The following is a 339-nucleotide window of genomic DNA, read 5'->3' as shown; positions in this document are numbered from 1 at the left end:
ATTGCGTGGCATCATTTCTTCGTCTCCATTGAACCTTCCGCACAAGCACAAGCTAAACCTTGCGGCTATCGTGGTTTCAGCACTATTGTTGAAATGGTACCTAGGTGGCGATGGCGCTCTATTCCCATTGTTCCTAATGACTCTGATTGCGTTCGCGTTTGGTTACCATTTGGTGGCTTCAATCGGCGGTGCGGATATGCCAGTAGTGGTTTCAATGCTTAACTCATACTCTGGTTGGGCAGCAGCTGCGGCAGGTTTCATGCTAGCGAACGATCTTTTGATCGTGACCGGTGCACTAGTAGGGTCGTCAGGTGCAATCCTGTCTTACATTATGTGTAA

General features: G+C 48.7%; 1 protein-coding gene. It reads left to right on the top strand.

The features are described from left to right. A partial coding sequence (locus AB4585_RS29750) for an NAD(P)(+) transhydrogenase (Re/Si-specific) subunit beta (protein WP_372172444.1) occupies positions 1–339 on the top strand: 339 nt, incomplete at both ends.

The sequence above is a fragment of the Vibrio sp. 10N.222.49.C9 genome (assembly GCF_041474985.1).
Lineage (GTDB): Bacteria > Pseudomonadota > Gammaproteobacteria > Enterobacterales > Vibrionaceae > Vibrio > Vibrio crassostreae_C.
Note: the sequence above shows the minus strand (reverse complement) of the source record. Positions and strands in the feature narration are given on the sequence as shown.